At 75.4% G+C, this 18,440-nt stretch carries 18 protein-coding genes; 5 read left to right on the forward strand and 13 right to left on the reverse strand.

Features of this window, described 5'->3' with window-relative positions; translation table 11 throughout:
• Positions 1-259: 259 nt before the first annotated feature.
• The 3 genes from OHB09_RS25845 to OHB09_RS25855 form a co-directional block, all read right to left on the reverse strand.
• A complete protein-coding gene (locus tag OHB09_RS25845) occupies positions 260-1,546 on the reverse strand; it encodes a ribonuclease D (RefSeq protein WP_006142794.1) in 1,287 nt (428 codons plus the stop codon).
• A gap of 155 nt (positions 1,547-1,701) precedes the next feature.
• On the reverse strand, positions 1,702-2,361 hold the full coding sequence (locus tag OHB09_RS25850) for a response regulator transcription factor (protein WP_006142795.1): 660 nt from the start codon (positions 2,359-2,361) through the stop codon (positions 1,702-1,704).
• Between the two features lie 372 nt (positions 2,362-2,733).
• Positions 2,734-3,402 carry a DUF3000 domain-containing protein gene (locus tag OHB09_RS25855; protein ID WP_040896499.1) on the reverse strand — a complete coding sequence of 223 codons (669 nt, stop codon included), beginning with the start codon at positions 3,400-3,402 and terminating at the stop codon, positions 2,734-2,736.
• 218 nt (positions 3,403-3,620) lie between these two features.
• On the opposite strand from OHB09_RS25855, the gene hemE reads away from it, so the two are divergent.
• Positions 3,621-4,682: a uroporphyrinogen decarboxylase gene (hemE, locus tag OHB09_RS25860; RefSeq protein WP_328923059.1), complete on the forward strand. Its 1,062-nt coding sequence runs from the start codon at positions 3,621-3,623 to the stop codon at positions 4,680-4,682.
• A gap of 13 nt (positions 4,683-4,695) precedes the next feature.
• On the opposite strand, the gene OHB09_RS25865 is transcribed toward hemE, so the two are convergent.
• Positions 4,696-5,514 carry a rhomboid family intramembrane serine protease gene (locus OHB09_RS25865; RefSeq protein ID WP_006142798.1) on the reverse strand — a complete coding sequence of 273 codons (819 nt, stop codon included), beginning with the start codon at positions 5,512-5,514 and terminating at the stop codon, positions 4,696-4,698.
• Positions 5,515-5,616: 102 nt separating this feature from the next.
• Between OHB09_RS25865 and OHB09_RS25870 the strand changes: the two genes are divergently transcribed.
• Positions 5,617-5,952 (forward strand): hypothetical protein, encoded by a 336-nt coding sequence (locus OHB09_RS25870; RefSeq protein WP_167792922.1) that lies wholly within the window; start codon positions 5,617-5,619, stop codon positions 5,950-5,952.
• A gap of 19 nt (positions 5,953-5,971) precedes the next feature.
• On the opposite strand, the gene OHB09_RS25875 is transcribed toward OHB09_RS25870, so the two are convergent.
• Together OHB09_RS25875 and OHB09_RS25880 are read right to left on the reverse strand one after the other, a co-directional pair.
• Complete coding sequence (locus OHB09_RS25875) at positions 5,972-7,393, reverse strand: FAD-dependent oxidoreductase (protein WP_191852157.1); 1,422 nt, start codon at positions 7,391-7,393, stop codon at positions 5,972-5,974.
• 80 nt (positions 7,394-7,473) lie between these two features.
• Positions 7,474-8,481: a DUF4349 domain-containing protein gene (locus OHB09_RS25880; protein ID WP_328922606.1), complete on the reverse strand. Its 1,008-nt coding sequence runs from the start codon at positions 8,479-8,481 to the stop codon at positions 7,474-7,476.
• Positions 8,482-8,762: 281 nt separating this feature from the next.
• On the opposite strand from OHB09_RS25880, the gene hemG reads away from it, so the two are divergent.
• Positions 8,763-10,223 carry a protoporphyrinogen oxidase gene (hemG, locus tag OHB09_RS25885; protein WP_328922607.1) on the forward strand — a complete coding sequence of 487 codons (1,461 nt, stop codon included), beginning with the start codon at positions 8,763-8,765 and terminating at the stop codon, positions 10,221-10,223.
• A 4-nt stretch (positions 10,224-10,227) separates the two neighbouring features.
• A complete protein-coding gene (gene hemQ, locus OHB09_RS25890) occupies positions 10,228-10,959 on the forward strand; it encodes a hydrogen peroxide-dependent heme synthase (RefSeq protein ID WP_006142804.1) in 732 nt (243 codons plus the stop codon).
• A 104-nt stretch (positions 10,960-11,063) separates the two neighbouring features.
• On the opposite strand, the gene OHB09_RS25895 is transcribed toward hemQ, so the two are convergent.
• The 7 genes from OHB09_RS25895 to zapE all read right to left on the reverse strand — a co-directional run bounded on the left by OHB09_RS25895 (position 11,064) and on the right by zapE (position 17,482).
• Positions 11,064-11,849 carry a TIGR04222 domain-containing membrane protein gene (locus OHB09_RS25895; RefSeq protein WP_234525373.1) on the reverse strand — a complete coding sequence of 262 codons (786 nt, stop codon included), beginning with the start codon at positions 11,847-11,849 and terminating at the stop codon, positions 11,064-11,066.
• A 53-nt stretch (positions 11,850-11,902) separates the two neighbouring features.
• Positions 11,903-12,658, reverse strand: a complete 756-nt coding sequence (locus OHB09_RS25900; protein ID WP_328922608.1) for a DUF4142 domain-containing protein — start codon at positions 12,656-12,658, stop codon at positions 11,903-11,905.
• Between the two features lie 124 nt (positions 12,659-12,782).
• Positions 12,783-14,084 (reverse strand): DUF692 domain-containing protein, encoded by a 1,302-nt coding sequence (locus OHB09_RS25905; RefSeq protein WP_328922609.1) that lies wholly within the window; start codon positions 14,082-14,084, stop codon positions 12,783-12,785.
• 146 nt (positions 14,085-14,230) lie between these two features.
• Complete coding sequence (locus tag OHB09_RS25910; protein WP_234525377.1) at positions 14,231-15,019, reverse strand: aminoacyl-tRNA hydrolase; 789 nt, start codon at positions 15,017-15,019, stop codon at positions 14,231-14,233.
• A gap of 39 nt (positions 15,020-15,058) precedes the next feature.
• Positions 15,059-15,289 carry a hypothetical protein gene (locus OHB09_RS25915; protein WP_328922610.1) on the reverse strand — a complete coding sequence of 77 codons (231 nt, stop codon included), beginning with the start codon at positions 15,287-15,289 and terminating at the stop codon, positions 15,059-15,061.
• A 53-nt stretch (positions 15,290-15,342) separates the two neighbouring features.
• On the reverse strand, positions 15,343-16,248 hold the full coding sequence (locus OHB09_RS25920; protein ID WP_328922611.1) for a polysaccharide deacetylase family protein: 906 nt from the start codon (positions 16,246-16,248) through the stop codon (positions 15,343-15,345).
• Between the two features lie 166 nt (positions 16,249-16,414).
• Positions 16,415-17,482 (reverse strand): cell division protein ZapE, encoded by a 1,068-nt coding sequence (gene zapE, locus OHB09_RS25925; protein ID WP_006142811.1) that lies wholly within the window; start codon positions 17,480-17,482, stop codon positions 16,415-16,417.
• Positions 17,483-17,555: 73 nt separating this feature from the next.
• Between zapE and OHB09_RS25930 the strand changes: the two genes are divergently transcribed.
• Complete coding sequence (locus OHB09_RS25930; protein ID WP_328922612.1) at positions 17,556-18,374, forward strand: pyrimidine reductase family protein; 819 nt, start codon at positions 17,556-17,558, stop codon at positions 18,372-18,374.
• Positions 18,375-18,440 lie beyond the last annotated feature (66 nt).

Raw genomic sequence — 18,440 nt, forward strand, 5'->3', positions numbered from 1 at the left:
GCGCCTCGCGGCCCGGGGGTGCGGTATGTCAGGGGCGCAGGACGCACCCGCGGAGTGCGAAGGGCAGCGCCTTCGAGGCGTGGGACGGACAGGGGAGGTGGGGGCGGAAAAGCCCCACGCCTGCCCGAATCCCGACGCGGATCTTGGCGTGATCTGTGCGGTCGCGGGGGCCGCCCACGGAAGCCGGGTGCCGCCCGTCAAGGCCGGGCGCGACCCACGGAGGCCGGGCACCGCCCGCAGGCGGCGCGCAGCGTCCCGCTCAGCCCGCGGAGCGCAGCGCCTCCACCAGCACCGGCGTCACCAGCTCCACCTGCCACGCCCGCGCCCCGTACCCCGCCAGCGCCGCCGCCACGGACTCGCCGTCGACGGTCTGCGGCGGCTCCCAGCACACCCGCCGCACGGTGTCCGGGGTGATCAGGTTCTCCGGCGGCAGGTTCAGCTCCTCGGCCCGCGCCGACACCGCCGCCCGCGCCGCGCTCAGCCGCGCGGCCGCCGCCGGGTCCTTGTCGGCCCACGCCCGGGGCGGCGGCGGCCCCGTCACCGGCTGCCCCGGCTGCGGCAGCTCCGCCTCGGGGAGCGCCTTCGCGCGGTCCACCGCGCTCTGCCACTGTTCGAGCTGCCGGCGCCCCATCCGGTGCCCGAAGCCGTTCAGCCCGGCGAGGGCGTGCACGTTCGGCGGCAGGGCGAGCGCGGCCTCGACGATCGCCGTGTCCCCGAGCACCTTGCCCGGCGAGACGTCCCGGCGCTGCGCGATCCGGTCCCGGGTCTGCCACAGCTCCCGCACCACCGCCATCTGCCGGCGCCGGCGCACCTTGTGCATTCCGGAGGTGCGCCGCCAGGGGTCCTTGCGCGGCTCGGCCGGCGGCGCGGAGGCGATCGCGTCGAACTCCTGCAGAGCCCACTCCAGCTTGCCCTGCCGGTCCAGCTCCTTCTCCAGCGCGTCGCGCAGGTCGACCAGCAGCTCGACATCGAGGGCGGCGTAGCGCAGCCACGGCTCGGGAAGCGGGCGGGTCGACCAGTCGACGGCCGAGTGCCCCTTCTCCAGGACGAAGCCGAGGACGTTCTCCACCATGGCGCCGAGGCCGACCCGGGGGAAGCCGGCCAGCCGTCCGGCGAGTTCCGTGTCGAACAGGCGGGTGGGACGCATGCCTATTTCGCGGAGACAGGGCAGGTCCTGGGTGGCGGCGTGCAGAACCCATTCGGCGTCGGCGATGGCCGCGCCGAACGCGGAGAGGTCGGGGCAGGCGACCGGGTCGATCAGCGCGCTCCCGGCCCCTTCCCTGCGCAGCTGCACGAGGTAGGCGCGCTGGCCGTAGCGGTACCCGGAGGCGCGCTCCGCGTCGACGGCCACCGGACCGCTGCCGGCGGCGAAGGCGGCGACGACCTCGGCGAGCCCGGCCTCGTCGGAGATCACTGGTGGAATGCCCTCGCGGGGCTCCAGCAAGGGGACCGGTGTCCGAGCCGCAGCGGCAACCTCGGTGTCCGGAGGGGCGCCCTCCGCGGTGCGCAGGGGGCTGTCTGCTGCGGTCTCTTGGGCGTCGGTCACCTGTCAAGGGTATCCGTGGATGCACCGCACCCGCCGACGGAACGTTCCGTCGGCGGGTGCGGGAGGGGCGTAAACCGGTCAGGGGCGGGGCACGACCGGTCGTTCGGCGCCGTGAACGGTCGGTGGCCGGGGCGGCCGGCCGGCCGGTGGGCCGCTCAGTGGATGATCCCGGTGCGCAGGGCCACCGCCACCATGCCGGCCCGGTCGCCCGTGCCGAGCTTGCGGGCGATGCGTGCCAGGTGGCTCTTGACGGTGAGCGCGGACAGGCCCATGGAGACGCCGATCGCCTTGTTCGACTGGCCCTCCGCGACCAGGCGCAGCACCTCGACCTCGCGTCCGGACAGCTCGCGGTAGCCGCCCGGGTGGCTCGGGGCACCCGGGGGGCGGCGGTGCATGCGGGCGGCGCCGCCGAGGGGGGAGACGCCGGGACGGGCGGGGAGCCCGAGGTTGGTGCGCGTGCCGGTGACGACGTACCCCTTGACGCCTCCGGCCAGGGCGTTGCGCACGGCGCCGATGTCGTCGGCGGCGGACAGGGCGAGACCGTTGGGCCAGCCGGCGGCGCGGGTCTCCGACAGCAGGGTGAGGCCGGAGCCGTCGGGGAGGTGGACGTCGGCGACGCAGATGTCGCGCGGGTTGCCGATTCGGGGACGGGCCTCCGCCACGGACGACGCCTCGATGACGTCACGCACTCCGAGCGCCCACAGATGGCGGGTGACGGTGGAGCGGACCCGGGGGTCGGCCACGACCACCATGGCGGTCGGCTTGTTGGGGCGGTAGGCGACCAGGCTTGCGGGCTGCTCGAGGAGAACGGACACCAGGCCTCCTGGGAGGTGGGGGGTGGGGACGGGACCGGCTTCGGGGTTTAAGCCGGGACGAACCGTGCTTTCAGGGTCACAGTCGTCTTCGGCAGCGACGGGGGGCTCCTTTAGAGAATGATCACGATTTGGTGAGTAACAATCCGTGCAATTCGGACGCACGAGCGATCACCCGAAGATCGAATCGGGTCGCTGGCGAGTCGATAGCTGTCGGAAAGTGGTCGTATCGACAAAGCGTGAGGTGTCATATCGACAAATTGAGCTGTCGGGTGGGGTGACCCGCACGGGAACGGGCGCGGACCGCGGGCGCGCACACGAGAAGAGCCGCACCGGGGGGTGCGGCTCTTCGGGAGGCGGTGGGGGAGAGGGGCGTCAGCGGGGCTGGGGGCCCCTGCGCTGCGGGAGGGTCACCACGGAGGCGTCGGACGGGCCGGCCGGGGGCAGACCGGCGACCTGGCAGAGCAGATCGCCCCAGGCGGCGAGGTGCGCGGCGGTGTCGGGGACCCCGCCGAGTCCCTCGCGGGGCGTCCAGGAGGCGCGGATCTCGATCTGGGAGGCGGCGGGCCGCTGCTCGAGGCCGCCGAAGTAGTGCGAGCTGGCCCGGGTGACCGTGCCGCTGGGTTCCCCGAAGGACAGGCCGCGCCCCTGGAGCGCACCGGTCAGCCAGGACCAGCACACGTCCGGCAGCAGCGGGTCGGCGGCCATCTCTGCCTCCAGTTCCGCGCGCACGAGGGTCACGAGCCGGAAGGTGCCCTGCCAGGCCTCGTGCCCGGCCGGGTCGTGCAGCAGGACCAGGCGGCCGTCGGCGAGGTCGTCCTCGCCCTCGACGACGGCGGCCTCCAGGGCGTGGGCGTGCGGGGCGAGCCGGCGGGGCGCCGGGGTCGCCGAGACCTCGATCTCCGGCCGCAGCCGGGCGGTCCGCAGCGCCTCCACGGCAGCGCGGAAGGGGGGCGGGGCCGTCTGCATCGCTTTACGGTTCTCCTCCGTCGCGTCGTCCCTTCCGTCAGCGTCGTCCGACAGTCGTCCCTGAGCCGCAGCCATGCGGGGAAGATTAAGGGGAAGTGACGGCTCGTGTGCGGAAGGACACCCGTGCGGCGGTGCACGACCGGTGCTTTTGCGCCCCGCCGCCCGCGCCCTTCCCCGCACCGGCGGGCCCACCGGCGGGGCCGCACCGTCCGTCGCCGCCGGTGACGCCCCACGCGTCCCGTCCCCGGAGCGCGTGGGAGACTGTGTGGGTGAGTGTCAAGGAAGAACGCCCCGTGACGGGCGGCCAGCCGTCAGCGATCGCCCCCGCCGTCGAGGAGTCCGCCTTCCTGAAGGCGTGCCGGCGCGAACCCGTGCCGCACACCCCCGTGTGGTTCATGCGCCAGGCCGGCCGCTCCCTGCCGGAGTACCACGAGGTGCGCGCGGGCATCCCGATGCTGGAAGCCTGCGCCATGCCGGAGCTGGTCGCGGAGATCACCCTCCAGCCGGTGCGCCGGCACCACGTCGACGCGGCCGTCTTCTACAGCGACATCGTCGTGCCGCTGAAAGCGATCGGCGTCGACCTGGACATCAAGCCCGGCGTCGGCCCCGTCGTGGCGCAGCCGATCCGCACCCGCGCGGACCTCGCCCAGCTGCGCGACCTCACCCCCGAGGACGTCTCCTACGTCACCGAGGCCATGGGCATCCTCGTCCGCGAGCTCGGCCCGACCCCGCTCATCGGCTTCGCCGGCGCCCCCTTCACACTCGCCAGCTACCTCGTGGAGGGCGGCCCGTCCCGCAACCACGAGCACACCAAGGCGCTCATGTACGGCGACCCGCAGCTCTGGGCCGACCTGCTGGACCGCCTCGCGGGGATCGCCTCCGCCTTCCTCAAGGTCCAGATCGCGGCCGGGGCCTCCGCCGTCCAGCTCTTCGACTCCTGGGTCGGCGCGCTCTCTCCCGCCGACTACCGCCGCTCGGTCTTCCCCGCCTCGGCGAAGGTGCTTGAGTCCGTCGCCGGACTCGGCGTCCCGCGCATCCACTTCGGCGCGGGCACCGGCGAGCTGCTCGGCCTGCTCGGCGAGGCGGGCGCGGACGTCGTCGGCGTCGACTGGCGCGTCCCGCTCGACGAGGCCGCCCGCCGCGTCGGCCCCGGCAAGGCGCTCCAGGGCAACCTGGACCCGGCGATCCTGTTCGCGCCGACCGCCGTCGTCGAGGCCAAGGCGCAGGAGGTGCTGGACGCGGCCGCCGGTCTGGAGGGCCACGTCTTCAACCTCGGCCACGGGGTGCTCCCGGCCACCGACCCGGACGCGCTGACCCGGCTCGTGGAGTACGTGCACACACGCACCGCGCGCTGACCCGGGGCCTCTCTCACCACGTGTGCCGCGCCTGCCTGCCGAACAGCAGTCGGCGCGGCTCCGGCGGCGGCGGGGTGCCCGGCCGCAGCGGCCAGGCCAGCGCCATGCCGACGAGGAAGCCGACGACGTGCGCCACGTAGGCCACCGTACCCGCCTCGGAGACGCCGCTGCCGGAGGAGTACACCGCCTGCAGCACGAACCAGAAGCCCAGCACCATCCACGCGGGCAGCCGCAGCGGCAGGAAGATCAGGAAGGGCACGAGGACCCACACCCTGGCCCTCGGGTACAGCACCAGATAGGCGCCGAGCACCCCGGCGATCGCCCCGGAGGCCCCGATCAGCGGGTCGCCCGAGCTCTCGTTGACCAGCGCGTAGCCGTACGCCGCCGCGTAGCCGCACACCAGGTAGAACAGGGTGAACCTGACGTGCCCCAGCCGGTCCTCGATGTTGTTGCCGAAGATGTACAGGAACAGCATGTTGCCCAGCAGGTGCAGCCAGCCGCCGTGCAGGAACATCGCCGTGAGCACCGACAGCGGCGGCGACTTGTCGTAGTCCGGCGGCGCCGCCAGACAGGCCGCGCCGTGCGGTCCCGCGGCGACCTCGCCCGTCGGGACCAGGTGCGGCATCTGGTGGTGGATCAGCTCCCGGGGCACCGCCGCGTAGTGGTCCAGGAAGGCCTGCAGATGGCAGAGCTGCGCGAGATCGCTCTGCCCGGCCACCGAGCCCGACAGCCCGGGCATGAACAGGAACACCAGGAAGTTGGCCGCGATCAGCGCATACGTCACGTAGGGCGTGCGGCGCACCGGGTTGACGTCATGGACGGGGATCACCACAGGTAAGTACTGCCCGGGACGGGCCCGGCGAATCGGTGAACGCGGCCGTTCGCCGCCGCGTATGACTCCTCGACCGTCCCCGGACGACGTGAGGAACGAACGATGAACGACCGAGCCACCCCCGCGATGCACGCCCTGCCCGACGGCGAGGCGGAGATCGCGCTCGTGCTGCACCTGCCCTGGGAGGACGTCGCCCGGCTGGGCCAGGAGGCGGGGCGGCTCGCCGCGCAGATGCAGCGGCCGGTGACGCTGGACGAGGCGGTCAGCCACCGTCTGCGCTCGACCCGGACGGCGGCCCATGCCCGCTCGGCGCCCACCGCCGGGTCCGCCGTCGGCGCGACCTCCTCCGCCTCGGTGTCCTCGCTCCCGCCGAGGCCCCCGGCGGAGCCGGCGCGGGCGGGCGCGGAGCGGGTCGGCGGGAGCGGGGAGTCGGCGTAGCGGGGCGGGCGTCCGGCGGTCAGGCGCCCTGTGCCCGGACCGCCGCCGTCGCCTTGCGGGCCGCCACCAGGACCGGGTCCCAGACCGGTGAGAACGGCGGGGCGTAGCCGAGGTCCAGCGCCGTCATCCGCTCGACGGTCATGCCCGCGGTGAGGGCCACCGCGGCGACGTCGACCCGCTTGGCGGCCCCCTCGCGGCCGACGATCTGCGTGCCGAGCAGGCGGCCGGTGCGGCGCTCGGCGAGCATCTTCACCGTCATCGGGGCCGCGCCCGGGTAGTAGCCCGCGCGGCTGGAGGACTCGATGGTGACGGTCACGTACTGCAGCCCCGCCCGCCGGGCGTCCTTCTCCCGCAGCCCGGTGCGGGCGATCTCCAGCGCGCACACCTTGCTCACGGCCGTGCCGACGACCCCGGGGAACGTGGCGTAGCCGCCGCCCGCGTTGGTGCCGATGACCTGGCCCTGCTTGTTGGCGTGGGTACCGAGGGCGATGTGCCGCTCGCTGCCCGAGACGAGGTCGAGGACCTCCACGCAGTCGCCGCCCGCCCAGATGTTCTCGTGCCCGCGCACCCGCATCGCGAGGTCGGTGAGGAGCCCGCCGTGGGCGCCCAGCGGCAGCCCGGCCGCCTTCGCCAGCGCCGTCTCGGGGCGCACGCCGATGCCGAGCACCACCACGTCCGCCGGGTACTCGGTCCTCCCGGAACCCTCCGGGCCCTCGGCCACGACTCCCCGCACCCGGCCGCCGGCGCCGGTGAGCACCTCGGTGACCTCGGCGCCGTTCACCATGGTGATGCCCATGCCCTCCATGGCCTCGTGCACCAGGCGGCCCATGTCGGGGTCGAGGGTGGCCATGGGCTCCGTGCCCCGGTTGAGGACCGTCACCTCGTAGCCTCGGTTGAGGAGCGCCTCGGCCATCTCCACGCCGATGTACCCGGCGCCGACGACCACCGCGCGCCGGCCCTGGGTCGTGGCGAGCGTGTCCAGCAGGGCCTGGCCGTCGTCCAGGGTCTGCACCCCGTGCACCCCGCGCGCGTCCATCCCGGGCAGCTCCGGCCGGACGGGACGCGCACCCGTGGCGATGACCAGCTTGTCGTACGAGGTCCAGGACTCGGTCCCGGAGTCCACGTCCCGGGCGCGGACCCTGGCGGCCGCGACGTCGATCTCCGTGATCTCGGTGCGCATCCGCAGGTCGATGCCGCGGGCCCGGTGCTCCTCGGGGGTGCGGGCGATCAGCTCGTCCCGCTCGGCGACGTCCCCGCCCACCCAGTACGGGATCCCGCAGGCGGAGAACGAGGTGAAGTGGCCGCGTTCGAACGCGACGATCTCCAGTCGCTCCGGGTCCCGCAGCCGGCGCGCCTGCGACGCGGCGGACATGCCCGCCGCGTCGCCGCCGATCACGACCAGTCGTTCCCTGCCGCCCCTGTCCGGGCGCGTGGCATCCATGCTCATGCGGACACGCTACGGGGAGAACGGAGTTCGGCGTCCGGCGGGCGGCTCGCCGCCGCCCGCCGGACGCCGGTGGATCAGCTCTTCCCGTCCCGCGCGGGAGGCGCCGACGGAAGTGTGCCGGGAGCGGCCGGGGACGTCGCCGGGGCCGGGCGGCGGGGGAGGCGCGGGCGGAGGACCCGCCGCCAGACCACAGCTCCCAGGGCGAACACCACCAGGAACGGCAGCAGCGCGCCGACCACCAGGGCGATCCAGCGCAGCACCGCCAGGAAGACACCCCAGCCGCCGGCCAGGGCGTCCAGGAAGCCGGGGTCGTCCTCCGCGGCGGCCGTCTTCCTCGCCGCGGCCGTCTTCTCGCTGAGGGTGAGCGTGACGGTGGCGAGGCCCACCCGGTCCTTCAACGAGGCCTGCTGGGCCAGGAGCGCCTCCAGGTCGGCCTCCCGGTTGCCGAGCTCGCTCTCCAGGCTGACGACGTCGCTCAGCTCGGTCGCCCGGTCCATCAGCTTGCGGACGCGGGCGACGCTGGCGCGCTGCGACTTCACCCGGCTGTCCACGTCGACGACCTGGTCGGTGACGTCCTCCGCCTTGGAGTTGCGGCGCAACAACTCGCCGGTGCCCTCCAGTTCCCCGAGGACCTCGTCGTACTTCTCGGTCGGCACACGCAGCACGATCTCGCTGTGCCGGCTGCCGTCCTCGTCCCGGCGCGTGTTCTCGTCCCCGACGAAGCCGCCCGCGTCCCTCGCCGCCGTGCGTGCCGTGTCGAGGGCCTCGGTCATGTTCTTGACCCGGACGGTGAGGGAGGCGGTGCGGACGACGCTGCTCGGGGCCGGCTTCGAGGCCCCGGGCCCCGCGGTGCCACCGCTGCGGGCGGCGGCGCTGCCGGCCGCGCCCTGCCGCCCCGCCTCGGCGCCGGGCGCGGCCGCCTTGCCGCCGGCCGCGTCCGCGCCGGAGTCGCCGGATTCGGCGCTGCAGCCGGCCAGCACGAGGGCGGCGCCCAGCAGCACCGCCGCCGGCAGCCGGCCGGACGGACGGGTGCCGGACCGCGTGCGCCTGCCGCGGCGCCTGGGATGTGTGGTGGTGCGCATGTGGGAGCCCCCCGGGTTGTCGATGTGACGCTTACCGTTTCGACGTGCGTCCACCTCTGGACGTTCGCCGATCGGGGTCCCGTTGCGGTCACGTTCGGGACTCGAGCCGGACACCGGGCCCCCGGCGCGCGGCCGTGCGGGCGGCAAGGGCCGGACGGCGGCGCCCTCTCGGGCCGTCCGGCCCCGGGCCGGGTGGGCCGACCGGCCCCTTTCCCGCGCGGACGGGCCCCTCGGCGCGGGGGCGGGTCCGGGACGGCGGGGCGGTTTGAGAGGGTGGAGCCATGAGCGCAGAGGAGGCCCGCGCACAGGCCGGGCATGTCGTCGTCGTGGGAGGCGGGATCGCCGGACTGGCCGCCGCGCACCGCTCGCTGGACCGCGGTGCCCGGGTCACGGTCCTGGAGGCCGCGGACCGTGTCGGCGGCAAGCTGCTGCCCGGCGAGATCGCCGGCGTCCGCGTCGACCTCGGTGCCGAGTCGATCCTGGCCCGCCGCCCCGAGGCCGTCGCCCTCGCCCGCGAGACCGGTCTCGCCGACCGCCTGACCCCGCCCGCCACCGCCTCGGCCTCCATCTGGACCCGGGACGCGCTGCGCCCCATGCCCAAGGGCCACGTCATGGGCGTGCCCGGCACCGCCGCCGCGCTGTCCGGACTGCTCACCGAGGAGGGCCTCGCCCGCATCGAGCGCGAGGCCGAGCTGCCGCCCACCGAGGTCGGCGAGGACGTGGCCGTCGGGGAGTACGTGGCCGGCCGGCTCGGCCGCGAGGTCGTCGACCGCCTGGTGGAGCCCCTGCTCGGCGGCGTCTACGCGGGCGACGCCTACCGGCTGTCGATGCGCTCCGCCGTGCCCCAGCTCTTCGAGGCCGCCCGCACCCACTCCTCCCTGACCGAGGCGGTCCGCGCGATCCAGGCCCGCACGGCGGCCGCGCCCCGGCAGGGCGGCCCCGTGTTCACCGGCATCGAGGGCGGGGTCGGCCGACTGCCGCTCGCCGTCGCCGAGTCGGTGCGGGCCCGCGGCGGCGAGATCGCCCTCGGCACCCCGGCCACCGCGCTGCGCCGGACGCCCGAGGGCTGGCGGATCACCGCGGGGGAGCGGGAACTGACCGCCGACGCCGTCGTGGTGGCGCTGCCCGCCGGGCCCGCCGCCGCGCTGCTGCGCGCCGAGGCGCCCGCCGCCGCGGCCGAGCTGTCCGGCGTCGAGTACGCCTCCATGGCGCTGATCACCCTCGCCTACCGCCGCCGGGACACCGCGCTGCCCGAGGGCAGCGGCTTCCTGGTGCCCCCGGCCGACGGCCGCGCCATCAAGGCCGCCACCTTCGCCTCCCGCAAATGGGGCTGGATCGCGGAGGAGGACCCCGAGCTGCTGGTGCTGCGCACCTCGGTGGGCCGGTACGGCGAGAGCGAGATCCTCGGCCGGGACGACGCCGGCCTCGTCGCACTCTCCCGGCGTGACCTGCGGACGGCGACCGGCCTGAGCGCCGAACCCGTCGCCACCCGGGTCACACGCTGGGACGACGGCCTGCCGCAGTACCCGGTGGGCCACCACGCGCGCGTGGCACGGATCCGCGCGCACCTCGCCGCCCTGCCCGGCCTCGCGGTCTGCGGAGCGGCCTACGACGGCGTCGGCATCCCGGCGTGCGTCGCGAGCGCCCACGCCGCCGTGGAGAAGCTGGGCGCCGACCTCACCGGAGTACCGGAGAACAAGCGGCACCCGGTGCCGAGCGCCCAGGCAGGAGCGGGAGAATAGACGCATGAGTGACGACGCACCCACCACCGAGCCCGGCCGGATCCCGAACAAGGGCAAGCTGGCCAAGGACCTCAACGAGGTCATCCGCTACACCCTGTGGTCCGTCTTCAAGCTGAAGGACACCCTCCCCGAGGACCGCGCCGGGTACGCCGACGAGGTGCGGGAACTGTTCGACCAGCTCGCCGCCAAGGACGTCACCGTCCGCGGCACCTACGACCTCTCCGGCCTGCGCGCCGACGCCGACCTCATGATCTGGTGGCACGCCGAGACCGCCGACCAGCTCCAGGAGGCGTACAACCTCTTCCGCCGCACGAAGCTGGGCCGCGCGCTGGAGCCGGTGTGGTCGAACATGGCGCTGCACCGCCCCGCGGAGTTCAACCGCTCGCACATCCCCGCGTTCCTCGCCGACGAGACGCCCCGCGACTACATCAGCGTCTACCCCTTCGTGCGCTCCTACGACTGGTACCTGCTGCCCGACGAGGACCGCCGCCGCATGCTCGCCGACCACGGCAAGATGGCCCGCGGCTACCCGGACGTGCGCGCCAACACCGTCGCCTCGTTCTCCCTCGGCGACTACGAGTGGATCCTCGCCTTCGAGGCCGACGAACTGCACCGCATCGTCGACCTCATGCGCCACCTGCGCGGCTCGGAGGCCCGCCGCCACGTCCGCGAGGAGATCCCGTTCTACACCGGGCGCCGCAAGGACGTGGCGGACCTGGTGGCGGGGCTGGCCTGAGGAAGCGGGCCGGGGGGCCGGCGGTCGACCCTCGGGGGACGGGGCACCGGGCGCCGCAGGGAGGTGGCGGGGCCGGCTTGCCGGCCGCGGTACGTCTCCCGGGGCTACCGGTGGGTGAACGCCGCCCTCAGTCCCGGCTCCTCCAGCGCCCGGGTGCCGCGGACGGCGACCAGCGCCAGCTCCCGGTCCACCCCCTCGGCGGCGACCGCCGCCGCGAGCAGCCGCTGACCGGTCGGTGAGGCCCACCGCGCGTACGGGTGGGCCTCCACGCGGGTGATCGCCAGACAGCCGAGGGCCAGCAGCAGCGGCAGCGCGAACCACAGCGCCACCAGCCAGTCCTCCGCGCCGCCGTCCTCCGGCATCAGCAGCGCGACGAGTCCCAGCGCCACCACGGCCGCGGCGGCGACGCGCACCTGGCGCGCCGCCTCGGCCACCGTCGTACGCCCTCCGCCCCCGTCCGGCACCGCGAGCCCCGCGCCGACCAGCCGGTCGGCGAGCCCCCGCACGGCGTCCGCGGCGGCGGCCGCCCGGCGGACCGGAGCGAGCCGGGACTGGCCCTGCGGCCCTATGGCGCCGAGCACCGACCGCTCCCACTCGTCCTCCGGTTCCGGGTCGACGACCGTGACCCAGCCGGTGTGTGCGAGCAGCAGCCGTCGCCCGCGGGCCATGGAGACCAGCGTCAGATCGACGACCCTGGTGGGACCGCCGGACAGGAACGCGGCCTCGTACAGCGTGAGTTCACCGCCCGGTTCCCGCTCCCGGCCGCCGCTGCCGGAGGCCTCGGCGGACGTCACGACGGCGGTGGCCGCGCGGACCGCGGCGAGACAGAGCCGCGCGCAGGCCGTGCCGGCGGCGCACCAGGCCAGGAGCAGCAGGAGGACCGAGAACACCGGGAACATAGTCTTGATCCAAGACCAACCGGCCGGTCACCGCCACGGGGTTCTCACGATGCGGACGTGGCGGAGGTGGCCGAGGCGGCGGCGGACGGAAGGGGCACCACGCTGCCCGGCGGCGGGCTCGCGACCCCCGCGTCACGGGCCATCGCGTCGAAGTCGACGTAACCCGTGGCCTCCAGCACCTTGATGTGGTCCAGGACGGTGGTGTTGGCGTCCTCGGCGAGCTCCCGCACCAGGACGTTGCGGGTGCTCGCGCGGACCTGGGCGACCAGCGGGAAGACCGTGCCGTGCGCCTGGCGCAGCAGGGTCGCGAAGTCGCGGTCGTACGCCTCCCCCTGCGAGGAGTCGAGGGTGTCGAGCCACCGGCGCTGCTGGGCGGTGGGTTCCTCGGGCAGGACGAGGCCGAGGTGGCGGGCGACGTTGCGGACGCGGGCGTCGAGGAGGGTGTGCCCCTCGACGAGGTGCTCGCCCGCGGTGCGGACCGCCGGGGTGGTGCCCTTGCGTTCCGCCTGCCGGCCGGCGGGGAGTTCCCAGAGGCCGGCCAGCCGGACCTTGGTGAGGAAGTCCTGGTCCAGGGGGGAGAGGGGCCCGTACTGGGTGGAGAGGGTGCTGGTGCTCAGGGTCTCGGCCTCGTCGGCGGAGCGGTCGGCGTAGGTCCAGACGGGGAACACCAGGGCGGCGAGGGTGGCGGCCAGCCCGGCGAGGATGAGGGTGGTGCCGGTGAGGTGTCTGCGGCGCAGGGGCGTGGAGCCGGTGGCCCGGCGCGCGCGTCGGCGCGCCGCTCCGGAGGCGGGGTGGCGCATGGTGCCCTCCTGTGGCGCGGCACCGGGTGGTGTCTCCCGTTCGGTGACATGCATGGTACTGCGCCGATTTGTCGCCCCCGCCGTCGCCCACCCGTCCGCGCCCCACCCCGCGCGGGCGTCCCCGTCAGGGGCGCGAGAGGAGACGGCGGGTCGCCCGGGTGAGCCGGGACGGCGGGGTGGGGGCCGCGCGGTCCCGCCACCACCGGCGCAGCCGGCGCCGGGCCCGGGCGTCCTCCGGCCCGCCGTCGCCGAGCACCTGCGCGGCGAAGTCCAGCGCGTCCCGCCGGTAGCCCCCGCTCATCGCCCGTGCCTCCGCGTACGCCAGGAACGCGGCCCGGTAGTCGCCGCCGAGGATCTCCGGCAGTTCCGGTGCCACCTTCGCCACCACCGAGGCCCGCTTCGCGGCCAGCGCCCGGGCCTGCACACCGACCCGGACCATGTCGAAGCCCTCCGGCACCTCCGTGCCCGCGACGAGCGCGGACAGCAGCGCCGTCTGCGCCCGCCCCAGCCGCTCGCGCGCGGCCTCGGAGACGGGGGCGGGAGCGCCGTCGGGGCGGGAGGGCGAGAGGGGGGTGACCGCCGTCGATCCCGCCGCCCCCGCCGCGCCCTTCTCCACCGCCTCCCCGATCGCCCGCAGTTCCGCCTCCAGCTCCGCCGCCGAGGGGAAGTTCTCGTCGCGCTCCAGGAGCACCCCCGGCGGCCGTACCCGGCCCGCCAGGTCCGTCAGGATGTCGAGGACCCGGGGCGGGATCGGGTGGGCGTGGCTGTCGTGCCAGACGCCGTCCCGCTCGTAGCCGCCCGCCACGTGCACGTAGGCGATCGCCTCGACGGGCAGTTCGTCGAGCGCGCGGGCCGGGTCCTCGCCCCGGTTGACGTGGTTGGTGTGCAGATTGGCCACGTCGATCAGCAGCCGCACCCCGGTGCGGTCGACGAGGTCGTACAGGAACTGGCCCTCGGTCATCTCCTCGCCGGGCCAGGCGAGCAGCGCCGCGATGTTCTCCACCGCGAGCGGCACCGGGAGGGCGGCCTGGGCGGCCCGCACGTTCGCGCACAGCACGTCCAGCGCGTCCCGGGTGCGCGGCACGGGCAGCAGATGGCCGGCCTCCAGCACGGGGGAGCCGGTGCCGGGGCCGCCCGCGCGGACGAACGCGATGTGCTCGGTGACCAGGGGTGAACCCAGCGCGTCGGCCCGCTCGGCGAGGGCGGTCAGCCGTGCCTCCTCGGGGCGGTCGGCGCCGCCGAGGCCCAACGAGACGCCGTGCGGGACGACGGTCACCCCGCGCTCGCGCAACCGCAGCAGCGACTCGGGGAGATGGCCGGGGCAGAGGTTCTCCGCCACCGCCTCCACCCAGTCGATGCCCGGCATCCGTTCCACGGCCTCGGCGATCTCCGGCCGCCAGCCGATCCCCGTCCCCAGACGCTCCATCGCGGGCCCCCTCCTCCCGTAGGTGACGGTGTCATCGCCCCGCCGGACCCCGCCGAACCGCCCGCGGCCGCCCTTCAGAGCAACATTTGAGCTTGCCGGGCCCGCCCCGGGAACCCCGGTGCGGGCCCGGGCGGCGGTGCGGTCCGTCAGTCCCGTCGCAGCGCCGGATGGTCCGCGACCACCGTGGCCGAGCCGGGGGCGATCTCCGTGAAACCCGCGTCCCGGACCAGGGGCAGCCCGGACGCGGTCAGTTCGGCCCAGTGGTCCGCCCGGGCCGTGCGCACGGCCAGCGGGAACCCGGCCTCGCGCCAGTCGGCGCGCCGCGCCTCGGACAGCTCCCACCAGGCCAGCTGCGCCCCGTGCCCGGCCTGGGCCATCGCCTTGCCCGCCGACATCTCCAGCTCCGGGTTGAGCCACAGCACCGGCACGCCGGGCGCGGCGGGGGACGGCGGCTCCGGGTCGTCGAGGTCGGTGCCGGAGACCTGGAGACGGGCCAGGTCCTTGGGCCAGCCGTCCAGCGGCACCGGCGGGAAGACCCGCACCTGAGCGGAGCCACCGGTGACCGTGATGCCGTCCAGCGCCTCCGCCCGCCGCCACTCGGCGCCGCGCGCCCGCCGCACCACCTTGCGGATGCGGGCGTCCTGCCAGTCCCGCATCACCTGCGCCCAGGGGCCCTCGCCGAGCGAGCGGGCGTCGCTCAGCATCACCAGGACCGCCCGGGCCGCCGTCTCCAGCGCCTCGGTACGGGCCGGCGGGGCCGACCGCTCGATCCGGACGACCAGCGGCAGCACGAACTGCCGGGCGGTGTCGCGGGCGTTCGGCTCGGTGCGGAAGGGACTGTCCTGCCCGTCGCCGGGGGAGGCCCCGGCCTCGGAGAGGGCGGTCGTGCCGGAGGCGGGGGCAGAGGCAGGGGCGGAGGCGGGGTCGATCGTCACGTCCTCCAGTCTGCCAGGGCGCTGAGCAGGTCCCTCCGGTCAGCCCGAACAGGCGTTCCGCTGGGCCTCCTGCCACTCGCAGACGGGGCACAGGGTCGGGCCCTTCCACGACTGCGGGTACTCCGTCGGCTCCCGGCACAGCACGCACTCGGCGTACGGCGGCCCGTCCGCCTCCGGCGGCGCGGCCCGTGCCACGGCGGGCGCGCAGTGTCCGTTCGTGTCCGGTGCGGGCTCCGCCGCCGTCCGCGCTTCCCTCGTCGTCTCAGCCATGACTCCAGCGTAGAGCCGCGCCCGGCGGTGGCGGGCGGGGCTCGTGGCCGGGCTCAGTGCCGCCCCGCGGAGGCGCCGATGAGTTCGGAGACCCGCACGAACCGGTAGCCGCGCTCGCGCAGTTCCGGGACGATCTTCCGCACCGCCCGCTCGGTGGCCGGGGCCGCGCTGCGGGTGCAGTGCAGTACGACCACGGAGCCGGGCCGCACCCCGTCGAGCACCTGGCGGGCCACGGCGTCCGCGTCGGTGGCGAAGGCGTCCCCGCCGACCACGTCCCACTGCACCGCCGTGACGCCGAGCGCGCCGACCGCCCGCAGGGAGCGGCGGTCGTGGCAGCCGCCGGGGAACCGGAAGTAGGGCATCGGGTGGGGCACGCCCGCCGCGCGGATCGCGGTGAACGCGCGCTCGACGTCGGTGCGCATGCGGTCGGTGTCCCCGTCCAGCGTGGGCAGCCCGTAGCAGTCGCCGGTGAAGGAGTAGTGGCTGTAGGAGTGGTTGGCGACCTCGAAGAGCGGGTCACGGCCGAGGGCTCTCGCCTCGTCCGGGTACTCCTCGGCCCACCGCCCCGTCATGAACACGGTCGCCGGGACCTCGAGCGCGCGCAGGGTGCCGATCAGCGCCGGATTGTCGAAGCGCTCCCCGGCGGCGGCGCGGGGCCCCTCGTCGGCGGTCATGTCGGCGTCGAAGGTGAGGGCGACGGTCTTGTGCGCGGCCTCGCGCGGCCCGTGCGAGAAGACGGGGGTGAGGCCGCCCGGGCCGGGGGCGAGCGTGGGCGGCCGGGGAGTCGCGGGCGTGGAGTGCCGACCGGAAGGAGTGGACGAGGTGGCCGGGGCGGCGGCGGAGGAGCCGGGGCCGGGGTGCGCGGTGGTGGTGCCGCAGGAGGCGAGGGCGGCGGCCAGGGCCGCGGCGGGGAGAAGCCGGAGGGCGGGGACGCGGTGGCGCGAGCGGCGGGAGATCATCGCATGAAGATAAGCGGATAAGTGTGAGGAATCGGCCTCCGTGAGCAGGCGTCGCCCGCGCCGGGGCGCGACATCACCCGTCGGCGGTAGTCCGCCCCCTCCGGCCCCCGGCCGGTCCGTCCCTCAGCGACTCAGCCCTTACGCCCCCTACCAGCCCCTCCGCCCCCTACTCGGCCACGAGCCCCTTCGACTCGCGGGCGAGGGCCGTCAGGCGGGAGATCGCGCGGAAGTACTTCTTGCGGTAGCCGCCGTTCAGCATCTCCTCGCTGAACAGCCGGTCGAACGGCAGGCCCGAGGCCAGCACCGGCACCTCACGGTCGTACAGCCGGTCGGCGAGGACGACGAGGCGCAGGGCCGTCGACTGGTCCGGCACCGGGCGGACGTCGGTGAGGCAGACCGCCGCGAGCCCGTCGGTGAGCGCGCCGTAGCGGCTGGGGTGGACCCGGGCGAGGTGGTCCAGGAGGGCGGGGAAGGTGTCGAGGGAGGCGCCCGCCGTGGCGTGCGCGGCCTTGGTGACCTGCGCGTCGGTGAACGGGGCAGGGGCCTCGGGGAGCCCTCGGTGGCGGTAGTCCTCGCCGTCGATGCGCAGGGTCCGGAAGTGCGCGGACAGGCCCTGTATCTCGCGCAGGAAGTCGACGGCGGCGAACCGGCCCTCGCCGAGCTTGCCCGGCAGGGTGTTGGAGGTCGCGGCGAGCGCGACCCCGGCCTCGACCAGCCGGGCCAGCAGGGTGGAGACGAGGACCGTGTCCCCCGGATCGTCCAGCTCGAACTCGTCGATGCACAGCAGCCGGTGCCCGGACAGGGTCTTCACGGTCTGCTGGAAGCCGAGGGCGCCGACCAGGTTGGTCAGCTCCACGAAGGTGCCGAAGGCCTTGCGTTCGGGCTCGGCGGGAGTGGCGTGCCACAGGGAGGCGAGCAGGTGGGTCTTGCCGACGCCGTAGCCGCCGTCCAGATAGACGCCGCGGGGGCCGGCCGGGGCCTTGGCCTTCCGGGCGGCCTTGCCGAAGCCGAGGAACGAGCGCTTCGCGCCGCCCGCGGGGTCCCCGTCGAGCCCGGCGGCGAAGCCCTCCAGGACGCGGACGGCCTCGGTCTGGCTGGGCTGGTCCGGGTCCGGGAGGTACGTGGCGAAGCGGACCGAGTCGAAGCGCGGCGGCGGCACCATTTCGGCGACCAGCCGGTCGGCCGGGACGTGGGGCTCGCGGGCGCACAAGGAGAGCGGGGCCGTGTCGGCCATGAGGTCGATCCCGGTGGCGGAGGTGGAGGAGGGCACGGTTCCCCATGGTAGGCGCCGTGCCAGACTGCACCGCATGCGACGCCTGCTGCCTGTGACCGACGCGACACCCGGGGCCTTCGCCGCGGAGGGTGGCCCCGGGGGAGCCCGCCCCGCCACCGCCGACCACGCGTGGACGTTCGACGAACTCGCCGCCGCGTACGCGTACCCGGTCGCCGGGGGCGGCCGGCCCCGGCCCTGGCTGCGGGCGAACATGGTCTCCACGCTCGACGGGGCCGCGCAGCACGAGGGCCGCTCGAAGTCGATCTCCGGCGCCGCCGACATGCGGATCTTCGGGGTGCTGCGGGCGCTGGCCGACGTGGTGGTCGTCGGCGCCGAGACGGTACGGCAGGAGGGCTACGGGCCGGCCGGGGCGCGGGCGGAGGCGGCGGCGTCGCGGAAGGCCGCGGGCCAGGGGCCGGCGCCGGCGATCGCGGTGGTCAGCGCGGGGCTCGGGCTGGACTTCACCCTGCCGCTGTTCACCGCGCCGCCCGTGCCGACACTGCTGCTGACCGGGGCGGCGGCCGACCCGGCACGGGTGGCCGAGGCGGAGCGCGCCGGGGCACACGTGATCCTCGCGGGCGAGGGCACCGGAGTCGATCCGGCGCGCGCGGTGCGGGCGCTGGCGGAGCGGGGCCTGACCCGGCTGCTGACGGAGGGCGGTCCCCGGCTGCTCGGGCAGTTCGTCGCCGCGGACGTGCTCGACGAACTGTGCCTGACGGTGGCGCCGGTGATGGTGGCGGGCGGGGCGCAGCGGATCGGCGGGGGGCCGGAGGTGAGGGTGCCGCGGCGGTTCCGGCCGGTGTCCGTGCTGGAGGAGGAGGGGTTCCTGTTCACCCGCTACCGGCGGGAATGACCGCCGGGGGAGACACCCGCGCCCGGCGCGGGGGCGCGTGGCCCCTCCTCGGCCGGGCAGACGGGG

Source organism: Streptomyces griseoaurantiacus, from assembly GCF_036189845.1.
GTDB classification, from domain to species: Bacteria; Actinomycetota; Actinomycetes; order Streptomycetales; family Streptomycetaceae; genus Streptomyces; species Streptomyces griseoaurantiacus.